This is a genomic window from Vibrio sp. Vb1337 (genome assembly GCF_033338715.1).
Lineage (GTDB): Bacteria > Pseudomonadota > Gammaproteobacteria > Enterobacterales > Vibrionaceae > Vibrio > Vibrio alginolyticus.
Genome location: NZ_JAWOTD010000122.1, coordinates 1 through 1,320 on the forward strand (window position 1 = coordinate 1; position 1,320 = coordinate 1,320).

Here is a 1,320-nt window from a genome sequence, read left to right on the forward strand (position 1 = left end):
ATGAGGAGACCTTCATGACCCAAAACGTTACTCAGGCGCTACAAGAGTTCAGCCTGCGCTACCAACAAGCTTGGCAAAATAAGCATAATGAATTGCCTCGCAATGAGGAGCTTGCTGATCTTGTTTCTCCATGTGTCGAAGAGAAGTGTGACGGCGTGGTATTGTGGAAAGCATTCCCGCGAGAAGAGATGGCGGATTTTACTAACGTTGAAAATGCGATTGAGTTGACGCTGCATGAAGACATTAAAGCGTTTTATGGATCTCAATACAGTGCGGATATGGACGCAACGTGGCAGACGAATCCTCTGACATTGCTTCAAGTTTGGAGTGATGACGATTTTGTTCGCTTACAAGAGAACATTTTGGGTCACTTGGTGACACAGCGTCGTCTAAAGCTAAAACCGACGGTGTTTATCGCAGCGACGGATGCAGAATTGGACGTGATTTCAATTTGTAACTTAACGGGCAATGTGATTTTAGAGCGTTTAGGAACAGATAAGCGCGAAGTGCTCGCAGAGAATATTGTGGAGTTTTTGGCCAAAATTGAGGCTGCGGTGTAAGCATGTACGTTGTTGAGTTGCAATTTGAGTGTTTTGATAACACCACCGTCAGTGCGGTAGATAAAGCCATTAACGGTTTGATGGATGCGTTGCGTTACAACGGCCAAGTGCTAGGTCGTGAATTCCCGATAGTGATGGGCGATGGCGAATTTTTTGTGCGCGTGGTTTGCCCGGAACAAGACAGTTTGCATCCGCGTTATCATTCAGATTTCGTTAAAGTGTGCATGAATCGTTTGTCGGATGCGTCTTTGCTTGCGCCGAAAATGCGTATGCTTGGTCGTGATTTAAATTCAGAACAAGCGGCCGAAGACGAAGCGCCAAGTTGGCAAGTGCTCTACACGACGTATGTGCACACGTGCTCGCCACTGCGCAGTGGTGAAACCTTGTTGCCAATTCCACTGTATCGTAATGATCCGACACTCAATGGCGATCATAAAGCGGTCATCAAATGGCAGACGGAATGGCAAGCGTGCGATGAAATCCAAATGGCGGGTGGGTGCCGCGCAGAGCATGCGGCGCTGCACGAAATTTGCGACGTAGACAGTGTGTTGTTCCGCCGTGGTTGGGATTTGCGTGGTCGTATCGAATACATCACCAAGATTCCAACTTACTATTATCAGTATCGTGTGGGCGGTCAGTCGTTGGAGAGCGAGAAAGCACGTAAGTGTCCGAAGTGTGGTGGAGAGTGGCTGCTTGATGAGCCATTGCATGACATCTTCTATTTTAAGTGCGACGAGTGCCGAATTGTTTCGAATATCTC

2 protein-coding genes are annotated in these 1,320 nt (G+C 47.7%); both read left to right on the plus strand.

The genetic code is table 11. The features are described 5' to 3' along the window. Nucleotides 1–14: 14 nt before the first annotated feature. Nucleotides 15–560 (plus strand): SecY-interacting protein, encoded by a 546-nt coding sequence (syd, locus tag R7E42_RS24380; RefSeq protein WP_318073145.1) that lies wholly within the window; start codon nucleotides 15–17, stop codon nucleotides 558–560. A 2-nt stretch (nucleotides 561–562) separates the two neighbouring features. Next, a partial coding sequence (locus tag R7E42_RS24385) for a Zn-ribbon-containing protein (protein WP_318073144.1) occupies nucleotides 563–1,320 on the plus strand: 758 nt, incomplete at its 3' end.